At 71.3% G+C, this 25804-nt stretch carries 22 protein-coding genes; 8 read left to right on the plus strand and 14 right to left on the minus strand.

The genetic code is table 11. From position 1 onward, the window contains the following. Window positions 1-43: 43 nt before the first annotated feature. Together ACGFNU_RS28500 and ACGFNU_RS28505 are read left to right on the plus strand one after the other, a co-directional pair. Window positions 44-298, plus strand: coding sequence for an acyl carrier protein (locus tag ACGFNU_RS28500; protein ID WP_392598426.1), 255 nt, complete (start codon window positions 44-46; stop codon window positions 296-298). A 78-nt stretch (window positions 299-376) separates the two neighbouring features. Beyond that, window positions 377-1669, plus strand: coding sequence for a beta-ketoacyl-[acyl-carrier-protein] synthase family protein (locus ACGFNU_RS28505; RefSeq protein ID WP_392598428.1), 1293 nt, complete (start codon window positions 377-379; stop codon window positions 1667-1669). A gap of 257 nt (window positions 1670-1926) precedes the next feature. Here ACGFNU_RS28505 and ACGFNU_RS28510 read toward each other — a convergent pair whose 3' ends face one another. Next, the gene (locus ACGFNU_RS28510; RefSeq protein ID WP_151563507.1) at window positions 1927-2421 is read right to left on the minus strand and encodes a DUF3145 domain-containing protein; all 495 of its coding nucleotides are present in this window, start codon (window positions 2419-2421) and stop codon (window positions 1927-1929) included. Window positions 2422-2754: 333 nt separating this feature from the next. Beyond that, window positions 2755-4245: an apolipoprotein N-acyltransferase gene (gene lnt / locus ACGFNU_RS28515; protein WP_392598430.1), complete on the minus strand. Its 1491-nt coding sequence runs from the start codon at window positions 4243-4245 to the stop codon at window positions 2755-2757. A gap of 118 nt (window positions 4246-4363) precedes the next feature. On the opposite strand from lnt, the gene ACGFNU_RS28520 reads away from it, so the two are divergent. Further along, on the plus strand, window positions 4364-4900 hold the full coding sequence (locus ACGFNU_RS28520; RefSeq protein ID WP_392598432.1) for a hypothetical protein: 537 nt from the start codon (window positions 4364-4366) through the stop codon (window positions 4898-4900). 41 nt (window positions 4901-4941) lie between these two features. Here the strand turns inward: ACGFNU_RS28520 and ACGFNU_RS28525 are convergent, their stop codons facing one another. Genes ACGFNU_RS28525 through ACGFNU_RS28535 form a run of 3 tightly spaced genes read right to left on the minus strand, consistent with a single transcriptional unit; the run spans window position 4942 to window position 8827 of the window. After that, window positions 4942-5358, minus strand: coding sequence for a DUF6262 family protein (locus ACGFNU_RS28525; RefSeq protein WP_392598433.1), 417 nt, complete (start codon window positions 5356-5358; stop codon window positions 4942-4944). Beyond that, on the minus strand, window positions 5345-7654 hold the full coding sequence (locus ACGFNU_RS28530) for a tyrosine-type recombinase/integrase (protein WP_392598434.1): 2310 nt from the start codon (window positions 7652-7654) through the stop codon (window positions 5345-5347). Before ACGFNU_RS28530 ends, ACGFNU_RS28525 begins: the two co-directional genes overlap by 14 nt. Next, the gene (locus ACGFNU_RS28535; protein WP_392598436.1) at window positions 7655-8827 is read right to left on the minus strand and encodes a tyrosine-type recombinase/integrase; all 1173 of its coding nucleotides are present in this window, start codon (window positions 8825-8827) and stop codon (window positions 7655-7657) included. Between ACGFNU_RS28535 and ACGFNU_RS28540 the strand changes: the two genes are divergently transcribed. From ACGFNU_RS28540 to ACGFNU_RS28555, 4 genes are all read left to right on the plus strand, one after another. Beyond that, entirely contained in the window at window positions 8813-9598 is a 786-nt protein-coding gene (locus ACGFNU_RS28540) for a S8 family serine peptidase (RefSeq protein WP_392598437.1), read from the plus strand. The genes ACGFNU_RS28535 and ACGFNU_RS28540 overlap by 15 nt on opposite strands. Before the next feature lie 106 nt (window positions 9599-9704). After that, window positions 9705-10268: an RNA polymerase sigma factor gene (locus ACGFNU_RS28545; protein WP_392598439.1), complete on the plus strand. Its 564-nt coding sequence runs from the start codon at window positions 9705-9707 to the stop codon at window positions 10266-10268. Further along, a complete protein-coding gene (locus ACGFNU_RS28550) occupies window positions 10265-10762 on the plus strand; it encodes a hypothetical protein (protein ID WP_392598441.1) in 498 nt (165 codons plus the stop codon). The genes ACGFNU_RS28545 and ACGFNU_RS28550 overlap by 4 nt, the downstream gene beginning before the upstream one ends. Then, window positions 10759-13251, plus strand: a complete 2493-nt coding sequence (locus ACGFNU_RS28555; RefSeq protein WP_392598442.1) for a CHAT domain-containing protein — start codon at window positions 10759-10761, stop codon at window positions 13249-13251. Before ACGFNU_RS28550 ends, ACGFNU_RS28555 begins: the two co-directional genes overlap by 4 nt. Window positions 13252-13271: 20 nt before the next feature. Here ACGFNU_RS28555 and ACGFNU_RS28560 read toward each other — a convergent pair whose 3' ends face one another. The 9 genes from ACGFNU_RS28560 to ACGFNU_RS28600 form a co-directional block, all read right to left on the minus strand. Beyond that, a complete protein-coding gene (locus tag ACGFNU_RS28560) occupies window positions 13272-14408 on the minus strand; it encodes a DUF6183 family protein (protein ID WP_392598444.1) in 1137 nt (378 codons plus the stop codon). Between the two features lie 38 nt (window positions 14409-14446). Next, window positions 14447-15040: a maleylpyruvate isomerase family mycothiol-dependent enzyme gene (locus tag ACGFNU_RS28565; RefSeq protein ID WP_392598446.1), complete on the minus strand. Its 594-nt coding sequence runs from the start codon at window positions 15038-15040 to the stop codon at window positions 14447-14449. A 64-nt stretch (window positions 15041-15104) separates the two neighbouring features. Further along, on the minus strand, window positions 15105-16298 hold the full coding sequence (locus tag ACGFNU_RS28570; RefSeq protein WP_392598448.1) for a hypothetical protein: 1194 nt from the start codon (window positions 16296-16298) through the stop codon (window positions 15105-15107). Next, window positions 16288-17547: a hypothetical protein gene (locus tag ACGFNU_RS28575; protein WP_392598450.1), complete on the minus strand. Its 1260-nt coding sequence runs from the start codon at window positions 17545-17547 to the stop codon at window positions 16288-16290. The genes ACGFNU_RS28570 and ACGFNU_RS28575 overlap by 11 nt, the downstream gene beginning before the upstream one ends. Beyond that, entirely contained in the window at window positions 17544-18137 is a 594-nt protein-coding gene (locus tag ACGFNU_RS28580) for a hypothetical protein (RefSeq protein ID WP_392598451.1), read from the minus strand. The genes ACGFNU_RS28575 and ACGFNU_RS28580 overlap by 4 nt, the downstream gene beginning before the upstream one ends. Before the next feature lie 239 nt (window positions 18138-18376). After that, window positions 18377-19222, minus strand: coding sequence for a sulfurtransferase (locus ACGFNU_RS28585; protein ID WP_392598453.1), 846 nt, complete (start codon window positions 19220-19222; stop codon window positions 18377-18379). Window positions 19223-19550: 328 nt separating this feature from the next. After that, complete coding sequence (locus tag ACGFNU_RS28590) at window positions 19551-20678, minus strand: alkaline phosphatase family protein (protein ID WP_392598455.1); 1128 nt, start codon at window positions 20676-20678, stop codon at window positions 19551-19553. Beyond that, complete coding sequence (locus ACGFNU_RS28595; protein WP_151563482.1) at window positions 20675-21256, minus strand: DUF5998 family protein; 582 nt, start codon at window positions 21254-21256, stop codon at window positions 20675-20677. Before ACGFNU_RS28595 ends, ACGFNU_RS28590 begins: the two co-directional genes overlap by 4 nt. A 519-nt stretch (window positions 21257-21775) precedes the next feature. Continuing rightward, entirely contained in the window at window positions 21776-24202 is a 2427-nt protein-coding gene (locus ACGFNU_RS28600) for a GNAT family N-acetyltransferase (RefSeq protein ID WP_392598457.1), read from the minus strand. 203 nt (window positions 24203-24405) lie between these two features. Here ACGFNU_RS28600 and ACGFNU_RS28605 point away from each other — a divergent pair, with 203 nt between their 5' ends. Continuing rightward, on the plus strand, window positions 24406-25332 hold the full coding sequence (locus tag ACGFNU_RS28605) for a carbohydrate kinase family protein (protein WP_392598458.1): 927 nt from the start codon (window positions 24406-24408) through the stop codon (window positions 25330-25332). Window positions 25333-25804: the final 472 nt, after the last annotated feature.

Consider the following 25804-nt stretch of genomic DNA (forward strand, 5'->3'; position numbering starts at 1 on the left):
TGCGCCCAGAGCTCTGGACCAATCAAGGAGGAGAAGGCAGAACATGAAGGCACAAGCCACCGAGCAGGAGATCCTGGACGGCCTCGCCGACATCATCGACGAGATCGTCGGCATCGACAAGGCCGAGGTGACTCCGGAGAAGAACTTCATCGACGATCTCGACATCGACTCGCTGTCGATGGTAGAGATCGCGGTGGCCGCGCAGGACAAGTTCGGCGTCGAGATCCCCGACGACGAGCTTCGCAACCTCAAGACGGTCAAGGACGTCATCAACTTCGTCCAGAACCTGCAGGCCTGACGATGCCGGGGCGCGGCGCGCCACCGGCCGGCCCAAGGCGCGCCGCCTTCCGACCCCCAGTTGCGAGGAGCACTCACGATGAGCACTAGCCAGACCACAGTCGTCGTCACCGGCATGGGTGCAACGACCCCTCTCGGTGGAGACCTGCCGTCGACATGGTCCGCGCTGCTCGCCGGCACGTCCGGGGTGCACAAACTCGACTGGGAGAACGTTGACGACCTTCCGGTGCGGTTCGCGGCCCAGCTCAAGGTGGACCCGTCCGAGGTCATGCCCAAGCAGGCGCTGCGCCGGCTGGACCGTTGCCAGGCGATCGCGCTGATCGCGGCGAAGGAGGCCTGGGGTGACGCCGGTCTCAAGCCGCGCACCAAGAAGGGCTACGAGGAGGGCGCCGACGGCTTCGAGATCACCGACGGCGACCGGCTCGGCGTCGTGGTGTCCACCGGCATCGGCGGCCTGCACTCGGCCCTCAAGAGCTACGAGGTCGAGAAGGAGAAGGGCTGGACCCGCGTCTCGCCGTTCACCGTCCCCATGCTGATGCCGAACGGCTCGGCCGGGCACGTCGGCATCGAGTACGGCGCGATGGCGGGCTCGCACGGCATGGTGAGCGCCTGCGCCTCCTCCGCCGAGGCCGTCGGCTACGCCATCGACATGATCCGCAACGGCCGCGCCGACGTCGTGATCTGCGGCGGCACCGAGGCGTGCATCCACCCGCTGCAGATGGCCTCGTTCGGCGCCATGCGCGCGATGTCGACCCGCAACGACGAGCCCGAGCGCGCGTCCCGCCCCTACGACAAGAACCGCGACGGCTTCGTCCTCGGTGAGGGCGCCGCCGTGATGATCCTGGAGTCCGAGGAGCACGCCCGCGCCCGCGGCGCCACGATCCACGGCATCGCGGCCGGCTGCGGCTACTCCGGCGACGCCTACGACATCGTGCTGCCCGACCCGACCGGCTCGGGCCAGGCCAAGGCCATGCGCCGCGCCTTGGCGAACGCCGGTCTCCAGCCCGAGGACATCGCGCACGTCAACGCGCACGCCACGTCCACGCCCGCCGGCGACGTCGCCGAGCTCGCCTCCATCAAGGCCGCGCTCGGCCCCGAGGTCAGCTCCAAGCTGACGGTCACCGGCACCAAGTCCATGACGGGCCACCTGCTGGGCGGCGCCGGCGCGCTCGAGTCGGTCATCACGATCCTGACCCTGCGCGAGGGCCTGGTGCCCCCCACCGCCAACCTCGAGGACCTCGACGACGAAGTCGACCTCGACATCGTCTACGGCGAGCCGCGCGCCCTGCCCGACGGCCCCCTCGCCGCCCTCAACAACTCGTTCGGCTTCGGCGGCCACAACGTCTCCGTCGTCTTCCAAAGAGCCGTGTAAATCGCTCGAAACAAACACCGCCCCCAAGCCGCTTGGCTCAGGGGCGGTGTTGTTTTGCTTGTGGCGGCAGGAGCGGGAGCAGCTCAGCGAGGGAGCAACCACGCGACGACCTCAACCGGCGCGAGCGCGTCCGGAGGCCTGAGAGCCAAGCGAGGCGCAGGCGAAGCTGGGCTCGAAGATCGCGAAGCGATGCAGCGCTCGCCTTGAGCTTGGTTGCGGGTGAGCCGCCAGGCGAGCCCGCAGGCCAAGATCAAAATTTATACAGCAGCGTGCAGCCAGCGAACTGGGGCTCCGTCGCCGGCTCGGCGGAAGGGCTCCAGCTCGTTGTCCCAGGGGGTGCCGAGGAGACGGTCGAGCTCGTGCTCCAGCGTGGTCTTGCCGACCGCCGCGTTCGCCATGACGGCGCGGAGGCGGTCTTCGGGGACCATGATGTCGCCGTTGGCGCCGATCACTCCGGTGAAGACTCCCAGGGACGGGGTGAAGCTGTAGCGCACGCCGTCACAGCCGGGCGTCGGATCCTCGGTGACTTCGAATCGCAGCAGTTTCCAATTCCGTAGCGCGGAGGTGATGCCGGCCGCGGTGCCCGCGGCCGCCTCCCAATGGAGCTCCGCGCGCAGGGTGCCCGGGGCGGCGGGCTGGTCGGCCCATTCAAGCGAACAGGGCACGCCAAGAACACCTGCGGCGGCCCACTCGACATGCGGGCTCAGCGCAGGTGGCGCGGAGTGGACGTAGAAAACGCCACGTGCGGTCACCGGACCTCCTGGATCTGTACTGAGGCTCGTCTTCCCCTACGGCCTCGTACGTCCCAAGACGGCGTCCGCGCCCCTCATTGTGCATCATCCGAACGTGACACACCACCGCACGACCATTGTTTGCCGATCGCTTGACCGCGAGAGCTTCGCCACTCAGGGGTCCGGTGGGATGAGGGCACACGAAAAAGCGACGACCCCGCTCGCATCCGCAGAGCCCCCGCAGCGGTGCCTGCGAGCGGTGGTCAGGTGGCCGTCGCGAGTACGAAGTTACGGACCACCGCGTCCCGCGGGACAGGGACACCGGTCCTTGAAGCTCCGGGTACCGTTCAGGATTCAACGGTCACGCCGCCGGGCCGCGACCAGGACCGCCGTCATGGTCACGGCGACCGCGAGGTAGGCGACGTAGTCGCCGAAGCGGTCGTACGGTGTGCGGCTTGAAGGTGATGGCACGCGAAGCGTCACGATGACCGAGCCGCGGCGGCCGGTGTCCAGCCACGCGAGACGGCGGCCGCGGGCGTCGAACGCGGCGGAGACTCCGGTCAGCGCGGCCTGCACGGTGGGACGGCCGGTCTCGGCGGCGCGGACGGCGGCGAGCGAGGCGTGCTGGGGCGGGGCCCAGCTGTCCTGGAACGTCGAGGTCGCCGACTGGTAGACGATCACCTGGGCGCCCCGGTTCACCACGGCACGGCCCAGGTCGGGGAACGCGGACTCGAAGCAGACGAGGGGCCCGATCGTCACCCCGGCCGACATGACGCGGGCGCCCGTTCCGGGGACACGGTTCTCGGCGGCCGCGGCGCTGATCCGGCTGAGCCACCCGATCGCGTCGCGGAACGGGATGTATTCGCCGAACGGGACCAGCCGCGTCTTCACGTACCGGTCCTCCACCCCTGTCGGCCCGATCAGGACCGAGCTCTTGGAGATCCGGCCCGTCGCGTCGCGGGCGTCCTCGTTCACGAGAAGGGGGCCGTGCGCCGCGAGCCGGGACGTCAGGTCCGGCCGGCGCGCGAGGTCGTAGCCGACGCTGCTCTCGCCCCACACGACCAGGTCGGCGGGCGGGAGCCCCGCCGTGATCCGTTCGCTGGCGGCGAGCCGTTCGGCACGGTCGTCCACGACCCCGGGCTGGACCAGCGCGACGGTGAAGGTGCGGTCGGCGGGCGGCTCAGCCGTCAGCGCGTACGAGGCGGGACCGGCGAGCAGGATCATCAGGGCGAGGGCGATCAGGCGCGCACGGAGGCGCGGTGTGCCGAGCGCCAGGACGACGGCCGTGTTGACCGCCACGATCGCGAACGAGATCAGCCAGACGCCGCCGAGCGCCGCCAGGCTCAGGATCGGCGGGTACTCCCACTGGCTCGCGCCGAGGAGCGCCCACGGGCCGCCGAGGCGCGGCCACGAGCGGAGGAGCTCGATGACCAGCCAGCCGCTCGGCACCACGATGAGCGCGGCGAACGGGCGGGCGGGGATCAGGCGGCGCACCGCCGCGCCCCAGGCCGCCCAGGGAAGACCGAAGACGATCGCGATGAGAAGCAGGCCGGGCCCGATGTTCGGCAGCGTCCAGTAGAGCGCGGCGAGGAGGTACCCGGCGCCGAACCACCAGCCGCGCACCGCCGCCTCGCGCACGGTCGGAGCCGCCCGCATGAGCGTCAATCCCGGTACGAGGACGATCCAGGCCAGCCAGCCGAGACCGGGCCGCGGAAAGGCCAGCAGCGGCGCGGCCCCGGCGAACAGGCTCGCCGCGCGTTCCAGCGTGAGGGCTGCCACCAGGGCCGTCGCCCGCGTTCCCGGGCTCGGGATCGCCGGCCGCCGGAACGCCCCGCGTCCGATCACCTTCCCAGTAACGCACCGGTCGGCCGCGTTCCGCCAGGTCTTCTGTGCCAAGTCCGGTTACCCGGCGACACAAGAGGGGCACGATGGGCGCTGGAGCGGTCACGAAGAGTGAAAGCGGGTGCCAGTGTTCGATCAAGAGGTGCGGCTCGAACGACTGCTCGCACGCCACCGCGACGCGGCGGTCGTCGAGCCGCTCACCGGCCGGCCGGCGCTGATCCGGCGCGACCAGATCCTCGTCGCCGGGCACGACGCGCCCGCCGCCGAGGACCTCGTCCGGCGCTGGTACGACTCGCGGCAGGAGGAGCACGGCGTCACCCGGCTGCGGCTGCGCGCGCCCGCGAGGGTCGACGTCTGCGAGCTGGCCGCGCAGCTCGGCGGCGACGGGCGGCACCGCCGGCTCACCGTCTCCCCCAACCACCTCGTCCAAGGCCAGCCGCTGTGGTGGAGCGGGCCCGCCGACCTGCCCCGCCCGGCCCCGCCGCTCCCGAGACCGGAGGCCGGGCAGGGCCGCGTCGAGCAGGAGTGTGTTGAGCAGCGCCGCGTCACGGTGGCCGTCCTCGACACCGGGCTGTCCCCGCACCCCTGGTACGAGGAGACGGACTGGTACGCCGAGCGCCTCCTTATCCGCAGTTCAGAGTTGGATCTGGCCGCTTGACCTGCGCTTCTGCTTCCTGGACATGTCCGTGAAAGCGTCGTTCAGCTCGGAACAGAGGACTCTTCGTTCGTGCCGCTGCTGCTGGTGCGGAGCCGACGGATTTCGCCGTGAGCGAGTTCGAGCCGCCGTGTCAGGTCGGCGACCTGTTCACGCAGTGTCTTATTGCGGGCCAGCGTGGCTTCCAATCTCCGCTGTAGCGAGGCCTCGCTTGCAGGTTGCCTTCCGGTCCTGGCAGGTGCAGGTCTGCGGCCTTGGAGGTGAGAGATGGCCTTGATGAGATCGGGTTGGGTGTATAGCCAGGAGCGGGAGACACCCGCTGCGCGGGCGATGCCAGCGACGCTGACGGGATCGGTGTTGCGGCGAGCGTCCTGGATGGCGGTTTCCGCTCGGGAACGTGCGAGTTCGCTGCGCCTGCGGGCTGCCTGGCGGAGAGCGTCTGTGTTGTCAGCCAGCGGCATTGAGATCTTCTACCTGCCCGCCAGCGACGATCTGACCCGACCGCAGACTCCTCAGGCTGGTGATCAGGTTCTCCAGTTTGATCAACGTTTTGGTGTTCTTCTCGACGACGCGTGTGAGCCCAGATGCCTTGGCGTCGGCGATCAGCTGGGTCGTTTCCTCCAGCTGTCGCTGATGCAAGGGCAGGAACTCAGCGGTGGTGAGGAAGAACCTGCAATCCAGGCACGGGTTGGCGTATTCGCAGTCGGTCTGGATCGGTGCCCCGCAGTAGCCGTTGGGCAGTGTGACCTTGGCCCGGACCATGGACAACCGCATCCACTGAGCGTCCGCCAGCGGGTGGTCGGGTTCGGGCTCGGCGATCTGGCCTTCGGCGTTGACCTTGGTCGCCCGTTCCCAATGCTCGCGGACGGTCTTGTCCAGCAGCCGGGCGTAAACGGCCGTCATCTGGGGCGACATGTGATCGAGGAGTTGCTGGACGACGTGCTGAGGGACGTCAGCGTTGATCAGTCGTGTGCCGAGGGTGTGCCGGAACTGGTGAGCGGTGACTCGGATGGGCTTGTCGTTGTAGACGAGTTCGATGCCCTCCAGCCAGCGGCCGAGCTGGCTCCGCCACCAGGACGCGCTGGCAGGGCGGGCTCCGTCCAGGTTGGCCTGGTGGCCTGGAAAGAGCCAGGGCGAGCCGTTCTCGAAGCGGTCGCGGACGCGGTGCTGCTGGTCAGCGATGTCAGCGGCCATGGACTCGCTGATCGGGAAGAACGCGGGCCTGCTGCGCATCTTGTAGTTGATCCAGGCGAGGTAAGGAGCGCCGGAGGCGTCTCGGATGACGCAGTCGAAGGGGAGCTTGCGAGCGTCTTTGAGTCGCAGGCCGCAGTTGATCAGGATCTTCAAAATCAGCCGACCGTCGTCACTGGGAAACAGCGCGAGGTTGGTCGGTGCCTCCATTTGCGCCATCACCTCTTCGGGAATCCACCGCGGTTTGGGGACCTTGCGGGGTGGGGTGTCCTCGAAGCAGAACGCGGTCGGCGACAGGCCGGGCTGCCAGGCGTGCCGGTGGACGTCACGCAGGAAGGTGCTCAACGAGGCGATCTGGGCCCGGCGGGTGTCAGCATCTGGCCAGTCGATGCGCAGCTTGGCCAGCCATGCCTCGATGGCGTCCCGATCGAGTCCGGCCGGCTGGAGATCTTCACTGAGGAACGCGGCGAACTTGCGCAGGCTCTTGAGATTGATGGCCAGGGTGCTGGGATCGATGTCCTGGCTGAGCCGCCACCGGACCCAGCGTTTCGCCAGGTCTCTCAGCCAGGGTTGCGGAACTTCCCCGAACCGCAGGTAGCGGATGGCCTCGTGTTGGATGCCCAGGATCCGCAGATCCCAGGTGTCCCGCGGATACTGATCGGCCCACGGGTCGTCGGCGACGAGCAGCATGTGCAGCCGCAGTCGGGTGTCGAGCACGAACGCCAAGGCGGTTGTTGCGAACGTCGTGCGGTCAATCTGCTTGCCGCCCGCATGGGTCGTCCTCCACTGCCGTTCATCCCAATCGAGCAGGCTGGTGAGCGACGGGTCCTCTGCGGTTGCCCTCACGATCAGATTCACAGCTTCACGGATGGTGCGGACCAGGGCCCGTTTGGTCGCCTCATCGTGGCGGCATTGCAGCCCGAACTGGACTTCCAGACGCAGGTGTCGCTCCAGACGGCCGAGATCGACGCGTGGGTCCTTGCCGTGGGCGAGCTCGGCGAACCACGTCTCGAGATCTGGTCGTCCCCGGGTGCGCCACCGCTCCCAGTGGGGCCGGCACAAAGGTTGGTCTGGGCCGTCGGTCCATCGTGGGCAGTCGGTGGGGAAGCAGCAAACGCGTTCTCCACCGGTTTGAGGCAGCTGGTAGAGAGTCCGGCCTGCCCAGTCCTCAACGTTTGGGCGCCCGGCTCGAGTCCATGCTTCACCGTGGCGATGGCACAGTCCCCGGCCTCGGGAAGCTCGGTTGCAGCCGCGGATCAAGCAGGCCTTCGGCGGGGCGTTGCGTGCCCGAGTGTGCTCCTCTTCTGCCAGCAGCCACTCTTCGAATCCAGTGCCGGGCCGCCGCTTCTCGTGGATCTTCCAGCGCTGGTAGTGGCCTTCGCAGAGACCGCGGGCAGTGTGACTGATCGCGGTTGGGCAGCTGATGACTGTGCAGAGCCCGGAGAAGAACACCGCGCTGTCGCGCGGCGGGTGGAAGATCTCGGCGCGGAACTCGGGGCGGACGACCTCGACCAGATGTTCCAGCAGGTGCGGATGAACCCGCCCCTGGACGATTGGGGCTGCCACTCAGCTCTCCACGTCTGCTGCGGCATCGAGGACCCCGGCGTCGACCAGCGCTCGACGATGGTCCTCGACGCTCAGGTGGGAGTAGGTGCTGTGGGTCGTCTGAGCATCGCTGTGCCCGAGCAACTCGGCGACGATCTCCATCGGGACCTTTGCCCTCAGCAAACGCGTGGCGAAGGAATGCCGCAAGGCATGCGGCGTGTAGCTGTGAACGCCGCTATCTCGCCGGAGCCGGCGGCTGTGGTCCTTAATGCTCTCGGGCGTCATCGGTGCGCCGTGTGGCCCCCGGAACAAGTTCACGAAGACGTAGTCGCAGTCCAGTGCTCCGTACTCGGTCTCCATGTAGTCGGCGTAGGCGTCGAGCACGATGTTGCCGACCGGCACGATCCGAGCCTTCAACCCCTTCACGCGGACCTCGTTTACGTTGGCCTCCCGCGGGACCACGTGCACTTCTCCGGCTCGCAGCCGCAGGTCCGAGTGCCGCAGGCCCAGGGCCTCTCCCAGTCGCAGTCCTGTCTCGTTCAGCAGGATGATCCAGAACCTTTCGCGTGCCCGCCGACACGCCTTGAGGAGCCGAGCGATCTCCTCATCGGTCAGCGACGTTGGTGTCTTGCGGACCGGCTTGATTCGGATCGGGCTGAAGCCGTCCTGATCGAGGCGCCCGCGACGTGTGTGCGCCAACAGCGGCACGTAGCTTCCGGTCGGTCGGCGGCCGACTGGATCACCCAGCAGGGCAGGCACGCGCGGATCGCGGCGCGAGTGGAACCGGTAAAAGCCAGCAACAGCAGCCCGCTTGCGGACCAGTGTGCTGCCCTCGACCACCGACTCAACCGACGGCAACGCGAAAACCCCCGGCTCACGGGCCGCCGCTGGACGTCTCAACCACTCAAAGAACTCACTCAGCTGCTCAAGGGTGAGCGATCGGAAGTCCCGCTCCAATCGCTCCAGCCACTCAAAAAAGTCCGCAAGGTCGTGCGCGTATCCGCGGATCGTGTTCGGCGACCGACGCTGGGAGGCCAGATGCGACAGATAATCCTCGACCGGCCAAATCGGAAGATCCCCCGAGTCGAGCACCGTGTACGAAACCGGGCCGCCATCAAAGGACCGCAGCCGTTGAACCCGAGGCACCCACAACCCCACATCACCGTCAAGGACACGACAGTGCCGGGTGTCCATGACGAACACCCGGCACCAAGATCCCTAACGATACAGACATCAAAGACACGTGCAAACGAACCCCCTATAAAGCGGGACGAGGTGACCGAGGTCCTGGACGCCGACCTCGACTTCGAGCTCGACGCGCAGGCCGGGCACGGCACGTTCATCGCGGGCGTCCTGCTCCAGCACGCGCCCGCCGCCCGTATCCGCGCCCGCCGGGTGCTCGGCGGCGACGGCGTGGGCGACGAGGTCGACGTCGTCCGCGCGTTGTCGTGGCTGGCGAGCTGGGGGCGGGCCGACGTCGTCAACCTCTCGCTCGGCTGCCACACGTTCGACGACCGCCCGTCGCCGGTCCTGGCGCGCGCCATCGCGGCGCTCGGCCGCCGTACGGTCGTCGTCGCGTGCGCGGGCAACACGGCGAGCGACCGGCCGTTCTGGCCGGCCGCGCTCAAGTCCGTGATCGCGGTCGCGGCCCTCGACGGCTCCCGCCGGGACCGCGCCTGGTTCTCCAACTACGGCTGGTGGGTGGACGCCTGCGCGCCCGGCGTGGACATCACCAGCACCTACGTCCGCTTCGACGGGAAACGGCCGCGCGTGAACGGCATCGACCCGGACGCGTTCGAGGGATTCGCCGGCTGGAGCGGCACGTCGTTCGCCGCGCCCGCCGTGGCGGGCCGGATCGCGGGCCTCGCCGCGGCCGGACCGTCCGCCGTCGAGGCCGCCGACCGCGTCCTCGATCCGGCCGCGGCGCCTACCCTTCCGGACCTCGGCGTAATCATCAGGTCTTGAGCACGGCACGGCGGCGAAGCGGTAACCGTGCGCGTCGCCGCACTGACACGACGGCGCCGCGCCCCTAGGGTCGTCGATCAGCGGGGGGCCTCGCGAGGAGACGGCGATGGCCCTGGACGAGGGACGGGCAGCGGAACGGGACGAGGGCCCGGAAGAGGAGACGGCCGAACTGGTCGTCCGGGCGCGCGACGGGGACGGCGCCGCCTGGGGCCGGCTGGTCGACCGGTACAGCGGGCTGCTCTGGTCGATCGCGCGCTCGTACGGCCTGGACGAGGCCGACGGCGGTGACGTCGTGCAGCTGACCTGGCTGCGCCTGATCGAGCGCATCGACCAGGTCACCGAGCCGGGCGCCGTGGGCGGCTGGCTCGCGACCACCGCCCGCCGCGAGAGCCTGCGCGCCGCCCAGCGCGGCGGCGCCCGGCGGCTCCCGTACGACGTCCACGAGGACGCCGCTCCCCCGCCCGAGCAGATCCTGCTCGCCCGCGAACGCCTGGGTGACGTCGCCGCGGCCCTGCGGGCGTTGCCCCGCCGCTGCCAGGTCCTGCTGCGCATGCTCGCCCTCGCGCCGAGCTACGCCGAACTGGCCGCCGCGCTCGACATCCCCATCGGCAGCATCGGCCCGACGCGCGCCCGCTGCCTGGACACCCTGCAGCGGAGGTTGCCGCGATGAACGAAGCCGAGCTCCTCGTCCACCTGCGCGCCGCGTTCCACGCTCTCGACCCGATCCCGGCGGACGTCCTCGCCGCCGGGCGTTCGGCGATCACCTGGCGCCGGCCGGGCGCCGTGCTCGCCGAACTCGCCGACGACCGCAGCCGCCCCCTCGGCACGGACGTTCGGGGCACGGACGTTCGGGGCGCGGATGTTCGGGGCGCGGATGCCCGGGGCGCCGTGACCCGCCTGCTGACGTTCGCCGGTGCCGAGCTGGCCGTGGAGATCGAGGTGACCGGGACGGACGGCACCGGCCGCGAACTCACCGGGCGGCTCGTTCCGGCCGCCGACGCCCACGTGCGCGTCCGCCATCTCGTCCATGCGCACGAAGAGTTGTCCGCCCGGACGGACCGGGCCGGCCAGTTCGTGCTCCCCGTGATCCCGGAGGGCCTGGTCAGCCTCGAATTCCGGCTCTCCGACGCCACGTCCATCGTGACGAGCTGGGTGCGGCTTTGACCGATCTCCTGCGTCTCGCGGTGACCGATCCCTCCGCCGCGCACGCCCGCGCGCTGGCCCTCCTCCCGTCCACCGACGATCGCCCGCTGGTGCTGCGCGCGGCGGCTCTCGCGGCGAACGAACTGGGTCTCCTCGACGAGGGGCTCCACCATCTCGACCAGGCTCTCGCCGAAGCGGAGTCATCGGGGCGTTCTTACGCGGCCGCTCAGATCCGCATGAACCTCGTGGGTCTGCTGGCCGCTCGCGGCGACATCCCGGACGCGCTCGCGGCGGCGGCCCGAGCCGAAGGCGTTCTCGCGGGAGAGGACGCGGACCGGCTCGCCGCCAACCTCGCCGGCGCGCTGGCACGTGCGGGACGGCTGGCCGAGGCGCACGCGGCCGCCGCCCCCGCGTTGCCCCGGCTCCGTTCGGGCGGCGATCCGGTCACGTTGATCGGCCTCCTCACCAACCTGGGTCTGGCCCGCGCGCTCCACGCCGATCTGCCCCTGGCCGAGTCCCTCCTGGCCGAAGCGGTCGCCGTCGGTTCGGAGGCCCGTCTCCAGCACCAGACCGCGATGGCCCGGGCGAACCTCGCCTACGTCGTCTCCCGGCGCGGCAACGTCTCCCGCGCGTTGAGGCTCTATGCCGAGGCCGAGCCTGACCTGACGGGAGAACGCCTGGCCCAGACACGTCTCGACCAAGCGGAGACCCTCATCGGAGCCGGATTCCCTGCCGAGGCCCGGCCGCTCCTCGGCACGGCCTTGGCGGACGCGGCGGCCCACGGTTACGCCTGCGACGTGGCGGACGGCCTGCTCCTCCTCGCGCACGCCGAGCTCTCCGACGGGGATCCCGAACGCGCCGCGGCCACGGCGGAACGGGCCCGCGCCGCGTTCGCCGCACAGGAACGGACCGGCTGGATGCTCCTCGCCGAGCACCTTCTCCTGCGCGCCCGCTGGGCCGAGGGCGACCGTTCGACGGTGCTGCTCCGCACGGCCACCGCCACCGCCGAGCGCCTCGAACGCGGGGGCTGGCTGGAGGCGTCCGCCGAGGCCCGCATCATCGCGGCCCGCGTGGCCCTCCACCTCAAGCGCCCGGCGGGCCACCTCCTGGCCCCGCTAAGCCGGGCGAGCACGAACGGGCCCGCTTCACTGCGAGCGGCCGCCTACCACGCGATCGCCCTCGAACGGTGGGCACGCCATGACCGGCCGGGTGCTCTCAGCGCCGTCTGGTCTGGGCTTCACGTACTTGAAGAACACGCCGATGCCTTGGGCGCGGCAGACCTCCGGGCGCGGGCGGCAGGGCTGGGCTCCGAGCTCGCCGCACTCGGCCACCACCTCGCCCGCTCCGCACGCGAACTCCTCACCGCGGAAGAACGCCGGCGTGGCCTGGCACGGCTCCCCCTCACCGCCCGGACCGCCGATCCCGAACGGGCCGCGCTCCTCACCGAGCTCCGCGAGACCAGTGCCCGCCACACCACACTGACCGCCGGAGGCCGGTCGCCCTCTTCGACGCGTCTCGACGAGCTCGAATCCAAGATCCGCACGACGACGCGGCGCCGCTCCGTCACGCATCCCTCGTACAACCCGGGCCTTCCCGCGGTGATCAGCGCCCTCGGCGACCGCGCGCTCGTGGAGTACGTCCAAATCGGGGCGGACCTCCATGCGGTCACCGTCTCCGGCGGCCGTCCCCGACGCCACCACCTGGGCACGTTCGCTGAGGTCACCGTCCACACCAACCTGATTCGCGCCGCGAGCCGCCGTCTGGCCGCCGCCCCTCATGACGACCAAGCCCAGACCAGCCTGGCCCAGGCAGCGATCCACCTGGAAAAGCTCCTCATAGGCCCTCTCTGCGCCGCTGTCGCTGACCGGGAGCCCGTCATTGCCCCGGCCGGCGCCCTGCACACACTCCCTTGGGCCGCCCTGCCCTCCCTTGCCTATCGTCCGTTCACGGTCGTCCCCTCAGCCACCTCATGGCTGCTTGCCCACCGCCAACGCCCGACTGGAAATCACGTGGTTCTGACCCACGGGCCCAACCTCACGCACGCCGCCGCAGAGATCCGTGCGCTCCGCCAGCTCCACCCCGCCGCCCGCACGCCCGGCCGTGCCGAGGACGTGCGGGCCGCTCTCAACCACGCAGGCCTCGCGCACCTCGCCGCCCACGGCGAATTCCGCGACGGCAACGCCCTCTTCTCGCGCCTGCACCTCGCGGACGGTCCCCTGATGGGCTACGACCTGGAGGAACTGGAAGCCCCACCGCACATCGTCGTCCTCTCGGCCTGCGACCTGGGCCGGGTCGAAACCGACTCCGTCACCGGAATGGTCGGCACCCTCCTGGCCCTCGGCACCGCGACCGTGATCGCCAGCGTCACCCCCGTCCGGGACGAGGCGACACCCCCGTTCATGCTCGCCTTCCACCAGGCCCTCGCAGCGGGCGACTCCCCCGCCCGGGCCCTCGCCGCCGCTCCCCGCACCCCCGGCATCACGGGCTTCCAGTGCTTCGGGAGCGGCTGACAGCTGACGGTTGGCGGCTTCTAGTCGGTGTCGGTGGCCGCGAGGACGGCCAGGCGGCGGGCTCCCGGCTCTGTCGCCACCAGGCCGATGTCCCACGCGACCTGCTCGAACCAGCCCGTCCGGGTCTCGAACGTGTACCACGTGCACGCGTTCACAAGGCGCTCGACCTCGTCGAAGGGAGCGTCCTCCGCGGCACCGGCCATACCTGCCAAGGACTGCCAGGCCGCCAGCCTGCCGTAGGCGCCGTGAACCCCGGAGGGGTAAGCGCCTCCCATCGATGCGGCCGCGAAAAGGATCTGCCAGGCGCGGGCCACAGGACAGGGAGCGACGGACAACCCCGGCCGTTGGCCGAGCCCTTCGAGGCAGGCCAGGCCCAAGCCGCCCAGGAGGTCGCGAGGCGACTCGATCGGGGCGTCCACGTCGAAGACCCTTGCCTCGGCACGACCGTTCGACGCCTCCGCCCACTTGGCGACTGCCCTGGTCATCGCCGTCTCTCTGGCCGGCGTCATGACCTCGGAGGCGACGAGCGAGGTGGTGCCCGGCAGTTGCGTGTCCGGTTGATCCGAGGGGCCGAAGGGAAGCGAAGCGCTCGCACCGTGAGCGTTGTAGCGCGGCAGGCCTGGATTCCGTTCCGCTGCCGAGCGGCTCAACGGCAGCCACCTCAACGGGTGGTCTTGCCAGTGCGGCGACGTCGCCCAAGCTGAGATCCCTGGGAGCTGCGCCACCTCTTCGCCTCGCAGAACCAGCTCGTGGGTCAGACAGGCGCGCAGCTCTTCGGAGGCGTCCGTCGCATCGCCGTCGAAGAGCACCGCCAGATCCCCCGGCGACTGGTTCGAACTGAGGACGGACGCCAGATACCGGGCACGCCCCTGGCCGCTGGTCGTCGCGTCCTGGCCGCCGGTCTCCGCGTCCAGGCGCACGACTTGCTCGACATTGGCCCGGCCGGGCGTGGAGGCCAGCAGCCTCAGCGCATGGTCGAGGACGCTGCCGAACTGCCACACCCGCCAGTCGGCCTCGGCAGCCTGATGTGACGCGATGCCCAGGTCCGCGACGAACGCGGCGTCCCCGGCCTCGACCCGCCGGTCCGCGATCTCCCAGATCTCGCCCACCCGCTCCAGCTCGGGCAGCCGCCTGATGATCTCCTCGATCTCGTTCATCGTGACCCGAGCCTAGGGCCCGGAGACGTTGACCGCGGTCAGGGAATGAGATGGGGCACGGCGGAGGCACGACCGGTGGCCAGGAGGAGCAGGTCCGCGGCCGAGCCCCGGACCTCGTCCGGGCCTTCGCCTGCCTGCCAGTCGGCATCCGTGGCGATCAGCTTGAGGCCGCGGAGACGCTTGCGGGCCCCGTAGAACGCGCTGCCGTGGACGTGTCCGAGCGCCGCCACCGCCGGCTCGATGGGCATCGTCCGGGAACGGCCCAGCGGGCGGGCGATGTCCTGGCCGTGCACGAGGAAGTCGACGAGCGGGTCGAGGGGGCCCGCGCCGGGGGCGCGGCGGTCCGAGCCCGCGGTCTCGCGGATCTGGGCGATGAGCTCGGCGCGTGTGTGGCGGGCGGCGAGCCGCCGCGCCTCGTCGGCGGTCATGCGGTTCCAGTCGCCGCGCGCCCGGATCACACCCTTGATCGTTCCGCCGAGGGTCGTGCGGGTGGACATCGTCAGGTGGGCGGCCACGTCGCGCACGGTCCATCCGTCGCAGAGGGAGGCCACGTCCCATTCGTGGTCGTCGAGGCCGTCGAGGAAGTCGGCGATGCTGAGGCGCTCGGCCTTGAGTGCGGCGAGGATGTCCATGTCTCTCCTTGTGCGGTGCCTTTATGGAGAGGTCGAACGGGAGCCGCCGGAATCGACGGCCGGCTCAGGATTTCTTCCGGTCGCCGCGCTGGACGCGTTCGATCAGGTCGTCGCGCAGGTGGCCGTAGCCCGTCTCGGCCCAGACTCCGGCGGCCTCGTAGTAGGGGACGCCGCCGTCCATGAGCGTCTCGGGGGTCTTCCTGGCGCGGGCGGCCTTGGCGCAGGCCCGGCACGACGTGATCCGCAGGCGGTTGCGCGTGCCGACCGGGCGCCAGTCGAGATCGACGACGGCGTCGCCGTGGAGGGGGTTGAAGAAGCAGAGGGGGCTGACCGGGATCTCCTTGCCGCCTCCGGAGACGGCGCGGGCGGAGGCGAGGGCGTCGCGGCCCTGGTCGACGAGGACCAGGACGCCCGCGAGGTCGGGCACGCCGGTGGCCGAGTCGAGAACCTTGCCCGCCGCCTGGTAGGCGTCCAGGGCGCGGGTCATGAGGGCGTTCGCGCGTTCGCCCGTGACGTTCACGTCGTCGAGGAGCTCGCCGAACGTGATGACCTCGTGGGACGCCTGCTCGCGGAGCTGGTCCTCGGAGGCGCGGCTGGCGGTGGCGAAGACCGCCCGGGGCAGAAGAAGACCGTTTCCGGCGCGTTCGACCGCGGTCACCCGGCGGCGGCGCCAGAGCAGGAGACCGGCCAGGCCACCGGCCACGGCCACGCCCGCGGCGGTCAGCGGGAGGGCGAGGTCGGCGCCGCCCTCCTTCCGGGCGGCGGGGGCGGGCGACCGCGCGGGCGCCGGGCGACGGCTGCCGTAACGGCGGTCGATCTCGGCGGAGATCCGCTTGTACTCCTGAGTCCCCGTACCGGCGATGATCAGGTCGACGGTGTGCGCGAGCTTCGTCGCGAGGGTGGCGTCGCGCAGGGCGTCGTCGAGGCCGGCCGCCCACGCCGCGTCCCGCGCCTGGTGGTCGCCGCCCCATTCGCGCGCGGCCAGATCGTCCGGATCGTCGTCGAGCGTGATGAAGATCCCGTCGCGGCCGAGCCTGCCGTGGACGACGCCGGCGAGCTGATCCGGGTCGGTCCAGGTACCGCCCTTGACCAGCGGCACGAGCAGCACGTAGATCGGCGCCGGGGCCTTCCGGAGCTTGGCGAGGAGGCGGGTGCGCTCGGCCTTGGGCATGGCGCTGGCGAGCGAGGGATCCACGTAAATGGGCGAACGCCGCAGCGCCGTGGCCAGCCGTTCGCCGGCGGAGGGTTCAGTCGACACCGAGATACTCCAGAACGCGGGGGACGAAGTCCTTGTCCTTGGCGCCGAACGCCGTGTCACGCCAGACGCCGGGCACCTTGTGATGCGGCCGCGGCCCGTCCGGCCCCGGGACCTGGAGGACCTGGCCGGGGAGATCCTTCGCGGGCCTCTTGGCGCAGGACGCGCACAGCGGACGCCGATCCGGGACGAGCGGGGTCACCCGGTGGGCGTGGGACGGCCCGTGCAGGGGATTCACGAAGCAGGGCGCAAGCGGGGTCGCGGTCTGGTGCTTGAGGGCCGCCTGCCCCTGGCGAGCCAGGACGATCACTCCGACCAGGTCGAGCGTCCGGTCACGGTCGCCGCCCGCCTCGTCGTAGAGGATCTGGGCGGCGTCGAACGCGGAGGCGGCGTAGGTGTGGCCTCGGTTGCCTTCGGCTTCCGGAAGCTTCCTGCGCAGACGTCCCAGCTCGGCCGCTCCGGTGCGGCGAAGCCACCGCGTGGTCGGCTTGGTGGGCGCGTTGGCGAACGTTTCCTTCCCGCTCCCCCTCCTCGGCCCGGCCGAACCGAACGCGATCACTCCGCGGCCGGCCCAGTAGAGGGCGAGGGCGGCGAGGGGCCCGACGAGCAGCAGCCCCAGCAGGAACGGCGACTTGAACTCGGCTTCGGGCGTCGACAACTGGTTCTCTTGGCCGAACGGGTCTGGCGGGGTCCAGAGGTTCGGCATCGTGGGCGGCGCGGTCCTGGCCGTCCGGCTCTCGTCGAGGCGCTTGACGAGCCTGCCCGCGAGCCCGGCGAGCGGGCGTTCCGAGTCGGGCGGGGAGCCGGGATCCGGGGAGCCGAAGTACCGCGGAACGTTGAACGACGCCGCCTCCAGCGAGCCCCGCGCGTCCGCCATCAGGTAGAAGCCGTCGCGCCGCAGCCGCTCGCGCAGGGCGAAGAGCAGCGCCTCGTTCCGCCCCTGCGACTCGGATTCGCGGGGGTTCGGGATCACGATGACGAAGACCGGCGTGCCGAACTCACGGCTCGCGGTCGCCATGGACGCCTTGAGCCGGGCGCGGTCCGCCTTGCCGAGGGCGTGCGAGAGGTCGGGGTCGACGAACAACGGATCCCGCTCAAGCGCCGCGACGACCCGTACCAGCCGCCGATCAGCCCCCGGCGGGTAGCTCACCCCCGGACGAGGCTCGCTGGCCAGGCCTGGTGCCGCGAGGACAAGGAGCAGGAGGGCGAACGTCGCTGCCACCAGGGCGGCCGTCCGCTTGCAGGCGATCATCGGGACGTCTTTCGACGGCGGCGCCAGACCAGGAGGCCGAGGACCGGGAATCCGCCCAGCGCGGCGCCGGCCCCGAAGGCCAGGTGCTCGCGCTGCTCCGCGCGGCGTTGCGCCCGGTCGTGGGCGTCCAGGCCGATCCTCAGCCGGGAGGGCGGGCGGGGCCGCAGGTTGTCGCGGCGTTCACGCGCCTTGCCGGACGAGGCGATCTCCACGAAGCGGTCGATCACCGCGACGGCGCCCGCGTCGTAGGGCATCTCCAGATCCGCGGCTATCCACGCGTCGTCGGCGTTCAGGGCCCTGCCGCTGCCGAACTGCCGTGCCTCGCCGCCGCTGCCGTTCGGGCTCACGACGACGTAGATCCCGTCCTTGCCGAGGCGGTCGCGGAGGAGCGAGATGAGGTCCTCAGCGTCGCTGTCCTCTCCGGGCAGGATGGGCGTGACCACGACGAACGCGGGCACGCCGAGCCGTGCGACGGACCGCTTGATGCGCGCGGCGGCGTCCGCGGGAAGGGCTCTCGGGGCGTGGTCGGTGACGTAGACGGGATCATGCCGCAGGAGCGCGGCGAACCGGTCCGCCGGCGACGCGGCCAACGCAGCCGATCTTGGCGACGCGGGCGACCTTGGCGACGCGGGCCACCTTCGCGACGCGGGCCACCTTCGCGACGCGGAGGCCTGAGCAGTGGAGGCCTGGACCTCGGAGGCCGGGGCTGTGAATGCCTGGACCTCGGAGGCCTGGACTGCGGAGGCCGGGAGCGCGGTGCAGACCGCCAGAAGGCAGGCGAGCAGACCTTTCGCAAAAGGGATGGACCACCGCCGCATGGTGGACGAGTTTAGTGACCGTGAGCTCCTGACTCGCCCGTGGCCACGGGGTTTGTGGGATCACTCACCCAGTTGGACCACGAACCCACGTAGAGCGCGGCGGGCACGCCCGCGACCGTGAGGGCGAGGATCTCGTGCGCCGCCGTCACCCCCGAGCCGCAGTAGACGCCCACGTCCGCCGCGTCGGTCGCACCGAGTTGGGCGAACCGTTCCCGGAGCAGTTCCGACGGCAGAAAGCGCCCGTCGACGCCCACGTTGCCGAGCGTGGGGGCGTTGACGGCACCCGGGATGTGGCCCGCGAGGGGATCGATGGGCTCCGTCTCGCCCCGGTAACGTTCGGCCGCGCGGGCGTCGAGCAGCACGCCCGACTTGGCCAGCGCGGCCGCGCCCTCGGCGTCCAGAAGCGGCAGGCGCCCGGCCTGGGCGATGAAGTCACCCGGCTTCACCGCGGGCTCCTCGGTCGTGACAGCGCGTCCGGCCTCGGTCCACGCGTGGTAACCGCCGTCCAGCACCCGGACGCGTTCATGCCCGAAGTAGCGCAACGACCACCAGACCCGGGCGGCGGCGGTCGAGTCGGCATCGTCATAGACGACCACCAGCCGGTCGGCGGAGACCCCGGCACGCCGCATCGCCGACTCGAAGTCGGCCACGGCAGGGAGAGGATGCCGGCCGGCCGGGCCGGGCGGCCCGGCCACGTCCCGGTCGAGATCGACGAAGACCGCACCGGGCAGATGGCCCCGCCGGTAGGAGTCGATCCCGGGAGGTCCGGACAGATGCCACCGTACGTCGAGCAGGATCGGCGGCGGAGCCGCGTGGAGCAACCGGGCGAGTGCGGACACATCGATGAGAGGGTGCACATCGCCAGTCTGACCGTCGGCGCCCGGATTCGGGAGAGGCGCGGCGTCGTTCCCTCCCGCTACACCCCTCACCCCAGCCCCCTCCCAAAGGACAAGCTTCGCCTCGGCATCGTCACGTTGCCCAGCGTACGCGCGACATCACCGGCCGCGGCGCATTCCGCGGCGACCCGCGAGGACCGCCACCAATCCCTGGCGCGCCCGCGCGGGCAATCACCCGACGCGACCTCCATGGTCACCCCCCAGCAACCGCCGCCCGCCGCCGTCCGCCGCCGCCCGACCAGGGTGAGCCCGCGAGCGATCACCGGACGCGCCCGCCCCAGCGATCGCCCTACTCTCGGGCGACGCGCAGCAGGGGGACGAGTTGTTCGGCCGGGACGAGCGAGCCGTGCATTCCGGTCATCAGCGAGGCGAAGGGTTCGAGGCGGCTCGCGATGATCGCCATGTCGGCGTACGGCACGGCGATCACGTCGCCGATGCGGGCCAGCATGTCCGGCTCGACCGGCCCGAACCAGCCCTCCGCGACCGCGTCCGCGCGCGAGTAGACCCACGCCCGGTCGCCGAGGAGCTCGCGCCAGGTCGCCAGGACGTCCCCCGCCGCGCCCTCCCGGGCGTACACGTAGCGGCACCGGGCGTCCCCGCCGAGCATGGCGACCCCCGCCTGGAGCTCGGGCACCTCGTCGAAGTCCACCCGTTCGGTCGGGTCGACCATGCCGTGATCGGCGGTGATGTAGAGGCCCGTGCCCGGAGGCAGCACCGACGCGATCCGTTCGGCGAGCAGATCGACGAAGCGCAGCTGGAACCGCCAGTCGGCCGAGCCCGAGCCGTAACGGTGCCCGGTCGCGTCGAGATCGGCGTGGTAGACGGTCACGAACGAGCGGTCGCCCTCCCGGAGCGCCTGCCGCGTCCGCCCGACGAGCTCGCCCATGTCCTCGGCGGGACGGTACGTGGCGCCGCGCGCCGTGGCGATGCTGAGACCGGTGTTGCGGTAGAAGCCCAGCGCGACGTACGAGACGTTCACGCCGTCCGCGGCCGCCTTCTGGTACACGGTCGGCGCGGGCTGGAACGTTTCCGGATCGATGTCCGGGTCCTTCCAGCGCAGGCAGTTGAGGAGCCGTCCGGCCCCGGGGATCGCCACCTGGACGCCCAGCAGCCCGTGCCCGCCGGGCGGCAGCCCTGTCGCCAGCGACCCCAGGCTGGCCACGGTGGTGGCGGGGAAGCCGGCGGTCAGCGGCCCGCCCGGCAGCGAGGCGAGGAACGGGGCGTCCTCCGGATGGGCCCTGAGCAGCTCCCAGCCCAGCCCATCGATGATCAGCACGCACGCCCGCGGCAGGCGCGGCAGTGCCAGCACGTTCCGCGTGCCCGGCACCCCCAGCCCCGCCAGCACCGAAGGCGGCAGGTCGGCCAGCGCGCCCGCCCCGTACCGCGGGACCGGAACGGGCGGCGGCGACGCGCTCAATTCGCCGTGGCGGACGACAGCGCCTCGGCGAAGGCCAGCACCTGGGAGACCGCGTCGGCGCCGTCAGCGGCCTCGCTGACACGCAGGGACAGGTCGTCGGCGGTCACGCTGCCGGTGTAGCCGTGGTCGGCCTCGCAGTTCTCGTCGCCGCAGGTCGCGGGTTCCAGGTCGATGTGGGCGATCGCGCCCCAGCCGATGGTCAGCACCACCTCGGTCGGCGGCACCCCCGGCACGTACGAGGCGGGGTCGGGGACCACCCGCGTCACCGCGACCGACTGGACCCGGCCCAGCTTGACGGCCTCGGTGGTGGTGGAGGCGTGCGGTTGCGCCATGCCCTCGCCCGGCGGGTGCTCGTCGGTATGGCAGACCAGCAGCCGGCTGGCCGACAGCACCAGCACGGTCACATGCCGCCGGACCTCCATCGCGGGGTCGAACGTCGCCTCGTGGTGCACCACGTAGGCGAGCACCGGCTCAGAGCCGATGGCCGACTCCACCGCTTCCGCGACCAGGGCCGGGTAGTAACCGCTGCGCTCGATGGCGGTTCGCAACCCGTGGGCCGTCGCTCGGGTTTCCCTCATGAACCCATCCTGCCCTGTTCCGGGTGGGCCGCGCACATGCCGGACCCGAACATGGTCATCCCCGCCCCCCCGGGGTACGAGACATGGCATGGAATACAGAGATCCAATGCCTTCGCCGCCTCCGGTCCCGCCGCCACCGGCCCCGTCTCCACCAGGCCCGCAACCCCCCATCCCAGCCCCGGAACCGCCCGTGCCGCCTCCTGAGCCCGCGCCCGGCCCCACGCCCCAGCCGCCCCCGGGCCCGGTCCCGCCCGGCCCGGCGCCAGACCCGGTGCCGCCAGGCCCGGGCCCCGACCCGTCCCCGCCCGGTCCACCACCGGACCCGTCCCCGCCGGGCCCGCTACCAGACCCGGTCCCGCCAACCCCGACCCCCAGCCCACCGCCCCCACCAGGCTGACACCGCACCAGACCACCCAGCCGCACCAGGCTGAACCGGCCGCAGCGGGCGGCCGGACGCAGCCCGAACCGCGGGCCCGCCGCCCGTTCAAGGCGGCGGGCCCGCGGTTCGGGTTTGCCCGGTCATGGGAGGCGGCGGGGTCCGAGTTCGGGCCGGGGGCCCAGGGGACGTTCCAGGCGGAGGGTCACATTCTGGACGGCTATGCCCGAGGGAGATGCCTGGACGGGGTCGAGGACGAGTTTGGCCACTTCCGGCAGATCGTGGGCCAGTTTCGCCACTCGCTGGAGGAGCTCTTCCAGGGAGGCGACGTCTACAGGGTCGGCGCCGCGGTGGCCCAGGAGGAGCGGGGCCGTGCGGATGGCACGGACCAGTTCGGCGGCCTCCACATCGGTGAGGGGGGCCAGCCGGTAGGCGCGGTCGTCCAGGAGGGCGGCTGTCTCGTCGGAGAGGCCGAACGAGATCACGGCGCCGAACGAGGGGTCTTCCAGGGCGACGATCCGGGTGGGGACGCCTTCGGAAGGGCCCTTCGTGACGGTGATGCCGTAGCAGTCGAGGAGTTCGGCGGTCTGCTCCTGGGTCGGGGGACCCTTTTCGAGCCACCCCTCCACGAGGGCACGCGCGCGGCGCCGGTCGGTGTCGGTGAATTCGGGGAGCCGGCCGGGCGGGCGCTGGCGCCACTGGGCGTAGCGGATGACGTAGGCGAGGGCCCGGACGGCGTCCTCGGGGGCCGGGTAGGACGGGATCGAGCCCTCGGCGGCCGAGCCGCCGGGGCCGGGCACCCGCAAGTCGGCCGGCATGCCCTTGAACCCCAGGTACGTGGCCACGATCGGCTTGGGGCTCCCGGCGGCGAGCCGGCGGATCTTCTCGGGCACGCGCAGGTCGTAGCCGCCGATGGTGGGCGGGGTGAACAGGGCGACGACGGCGTCCACGGAGTCGTCCTGGAGCGCGTCGACCAGGGCCGCCTCGTACTCGTCGGCGTCCGCGAGGGGGCCGAGGTCGATCCGGCGGCGGCCCTCCAGCCCCAGGGCCGCGGCGGCGTCCTGGGCGAGCAGGCCGAGCGAGTCGGAGTTGTCGATGATCGCGATGCGGTCGCCCGCCGGGAGCGGCTGGTAGGCCAGGAGCTGGGCGACGTCGAAGAGCTCCGAGAGGTCCTCGACCCTGATCACGCCCGCCTGGGCGAAGAGGGCGCTGACGGCGTGGTCGGGCAGGCTGAGGGCGCGGGCGGCGTGCCCGATCGGCACGCCCTGCGTACTCCGGCCGCTCTTGACCACGACGATCGGCTTGCGCCGGGAGAGGCGGCGGGCCAGCCGGGTGAACTTGCGCGGGTTGCCCAGCGACTCCAGGTAGAGCAGGACCGCCTTGGTGGCCTGGTCCTCCTCCCAGTACTGCATGAGGTCGTTGCCGGAGACGTCCGCCCGGTTGCCCGCCGAGACGAACGTGGACAATCCAATGCCTCGTTCGGCCGTCCGCTGCAGAATCGCGATCCCCAGCGCGCCCGACTGGGAGAAGAAGCCGACCGGGCCTCGGCCAGGCATTGTCGGCGCGAGCGTCGCGTTCAGCCGTACGTCAGGGTCGGTGTTGGCGATGCCCAGGCAATTCGGGCCGACGACACGCATCCCGTATGCCCGCGCCAGGCGAACGAGCTCTTCCTGGCTGGCCCGTCCCTCTGGCCCCGTCTCGCCGAAGCCTGACGAGACCACCACCAAGCCATGCACGCCCTTGCCGGCGCACTGCTCGACGACCTGGTGAACGCTGTCGGCCCGTACGGCCACCACGGCCAGATCCACGTCATCTGGGATCTCCAGAACCGAACTGTACGCGCGCACCCCGGCGACGGCGGTCGCGGTCGGATGCACGGGGTAGATCGGCCCGCTGAAGTCACCGTGCAGCAGGTTGCGCAGCACCGTCTGCCCGACGCTGTGCTCGGCGCGGCTGGCGCCCACCACGGCGACCGACCGCGGGAAGAGCAGGCGCTGGATCGACCGCGACTCGGCCCGGTGCTCCCGCGCCGCCATGACCTCCACCGACGTCTCGGTCGGCTCCAGGTCCAGCACGAGCTCGATCACGCCGTCCTCGAACCGCTGCTCGGCCCGGTAACCCACCTCGCGGAAGACCCTGGTCATCCGCCGGTTGTCCGGGAGCACGCTCGCCACGAAGCGGTTCAGCCCGCGTTCCCGGGCCGCCGCCGCGATGTGCTCCAGCAGGACGGCGCCCAGCCCGCGCCCCTGGTGCGCGTCCTCCACCAGGAAGGCGACCTCGGCCGTCCCGGGCCGGTCGGGCAGCTGGTCGTACCGCACGACGGCGACCATCAGGTCGGCGATCGTGGCGATCAGCGCCACCCGCCGCTCGTAGTCGACGGTCGTGAAGTGCTCGATCTCCCGCTCGGTCAGCCGCGGGCGCGGCGAGAAGAACCGGTAGTAGATCGACTCCGGCGACAGGCGGGCGTAGAAGGCGCGCAGCAGCTCGGCGTCGTCGCTCCGGACGGGACGCAGATGCGCCGTCCCGCCATCGGTGAGGACGACGTCGGCCTCCCACTGGTCCGGATACACGTACCCGAGGGTAGGGCACGGCCGTATCACCACAGGTCCCGGCTCTGACACTGGAACAAACTTGGACAAGGAGATGCAAAAACGCCGGGTTCCGGGGTTTCGCTGCGCGTTCGAGACCTACTCGGGGTCCAAGAGCTGTTACGGTCGAGCACACGCCCCTGAATGCCGCTCGCGCGGGCCGTGTTGATCGAGGTGATGACTCCATGACGCGCGTGGTCGTGGTCGGCGATTTGATGACTGACACCGTTGCCCGTGCCGCATTCCCCCTGGCCAAGGGGAGTGACACCCCTGCCGCCGTAACCTCGCACGGGGGCGGCTCCGGCGCCAACGTCGCCTCCTGGCTCGCCCTGGAAGGCGTCGAAGTGGCGTTCGTGGGCCGCCGTGGCTCCGACATCGCCGGCCGTAACCGGGACATGGAACTCATGGGGTACGGCGTCGACGCCCGCCTCGTGATGGACCAGGAACGCCCGACCGGCACCTGTGTCGTGTTGATCACACACAAGGGCGACCGGACCATGCTCTCGGACCCCGGCGCCAACGGCGCGCTGCTCGCCGAGGACGTCGAACGGTGCAAGGACCTGTTCAACCAGGGCACCCACCTGCATCTGTCCGGCTACTCGCTGATCAACGAGGGTTCCCGCAAGGCCGCCACCCACGCCCTCGAGCTCGCCCGCCAGGCACAGATGTCGATCTCCGTGGACGGCGGCTCGTCCTCCCCGCTCAAGCGCATGGGGGCCGAGCCCTTCCTGGAGTGGACGCAGGGCGCCCGCCTCCTGGTGGTCAACGCCGACGAGGCCGAGGTCCTCACCGGCCGCGACTCCCCCGCCTCCGCGGCCAAGGTGCTCACCGCCTGGTACCCCCAGGTAGTGATCAAGTCCGGTGCCGACGGCGCCCTCTGGTACACCAACGGCCGCCCCGAGCCCATCACCGTCGCCGCCGAGCCCATCGAAAAGATCATCGATGGCACCGGCGCGGGTGACGCGTTCGTCGCGGGCTTCCTCCCGGCCTGGCTGGAGGGCAAGCCCCCCGCCGAGGCCCTCACCGCCGGCAACCGCCTCGCCGTCCAGGCCATGCAGCACCTGGGCGCCCGCCCCAGCCTCGACGTCATGGACAACCCCATCAAGAACTGACCCCCCCACACCCGTCACCGACCGCCCCCCTACCAGCGCGCCCACCCGGCAGCAGCACACGCCGACGCGGGCACGGCAGCCGCAACACCGCCCGCTACCGTGACACCGCCCGGCCACAGCAACCAGGGCCACGGCCGATGACGGCGGCCTAGAGGCTTCGGCGACGGTGATGGTCTCGAGCGCGGCGGCCATGTGGCGCCCCCAGCGACGCCGACGGACGCGGCGTGTGGCGGGCGGCTTGCCGTGAGCCAGGCCGTGGCAGAGGTAGCGCTGGCGCGTAGCGGGGCTCGCGTCGGTGCGTTCACCGGGCCGGGCCTGGTCGGGGCAATGGGCTCGCGGGTCACCCTCGGCGATCGCGCTGACCACGGCGGTGCGGTCCTTACCAGCGGCGTGGCCTCGGCGGCCTTTGGCGATTAGGGCAGCCTCGGCGGCCCTGGGGCTTTGGCGACGGCAGTGGTCTCCATCTGGCGCC

The organism is Spirillospora sp. NPDC048911, from assembly GCF_043198015.1.
Lineage (GTDB): Bacteria > Actinomycetota > Actinomycetes > Streptosporangiales > Streptosporangiaceae > Spirillospora.

What these genes read in the sequence shown, in the direction of transcription:
- ACGFNU_RS28500 (WP_392598426.1), top strand. Translation starts at nt 44, where the DNA reads ATGAAGGCACAAGCCACCGAGCAGGAGATCCTGGACGGCCTCGCCGAC.
- ACGFNU_RS28505 (WP_392598428.1), top strand. Translation starts at nt 377, where the DNA reads ATGAGCACTAGCCAGACCACAGTCGTCGTCACCGGCATGGGTGCAACG.
- ACGFNU_RS28525 (WP_392598433.1), bottom strand. Translation starts at nt 5,358, where the DNA reads ATGCCGCTGGCTGACAACACAGACGCTCTCCGCCAGGCAGCCCGCAGG.
- ACGFNU_RS28535 (WP_392598436.1), bottom strand. Translation starts at nt 8,827, where the DNA reads ATGGACACCCGGCACTGTCGTGTCCTTGACGGTGATGTGGGGTTGTGG.
- ACGFNU_RS28545 (WP_392598439.1), top strand. Translation starts at nt 9,705, where the DNA reads ATGGCCCTGGACGAGGGACGGGCAGCGGAACGGGACGAGGGCCCGGAA.
- ACGFNU_RS28550 (WP_392598441.1), top strand. Translation starts at nt 10,265, where the DNA reads ATGAACGAAGCCGAGCTCCTCGTCCACCTGCGCGCCGCGTTCCACGCT.
- ACGFNU_RS28560 (WP_392598444.1), bottom strand. Translation starts at nt 14,408, where the DNA reads ATGAACGAGATCGAGGAGATCATCAGGCGGCTGCCCGAGCTGGAGCGG.
- ACGFNU_RS28565 (WP_392598446.1), bottom strand. Translation starts at nt 15,040, where the DNA reads ATGGACATCCTCGCCGCACTCAAGGCCGAGCGCCTCAGCATCGCCGAC.
- ACGFNU_RS28575 (WP_392598450.1), bottom strand. Translation starts at nt 17,547, where the DNA reads ATGATCGCCTGCAAGCGGACGGCCGCCCTGGTGGCAGCGACGTTCGCC.
- ACGFNU_RS28595 (WP_151563482.1), bottom strand. Translation starts at nt 21,256, where the DNA reads ATGAGGGAAACCCGAGCGACGGCCCACGGGTTGCGAACCGCCATCGAG.
- ACGFNU_RS28605 (WP_392598458.1), top strand. Translation starts at nt 24,406, where the DNA reads ATGACGCGCGTGGTCGTGGTCGGCGATTTGATGACTGACACCGTTGCC.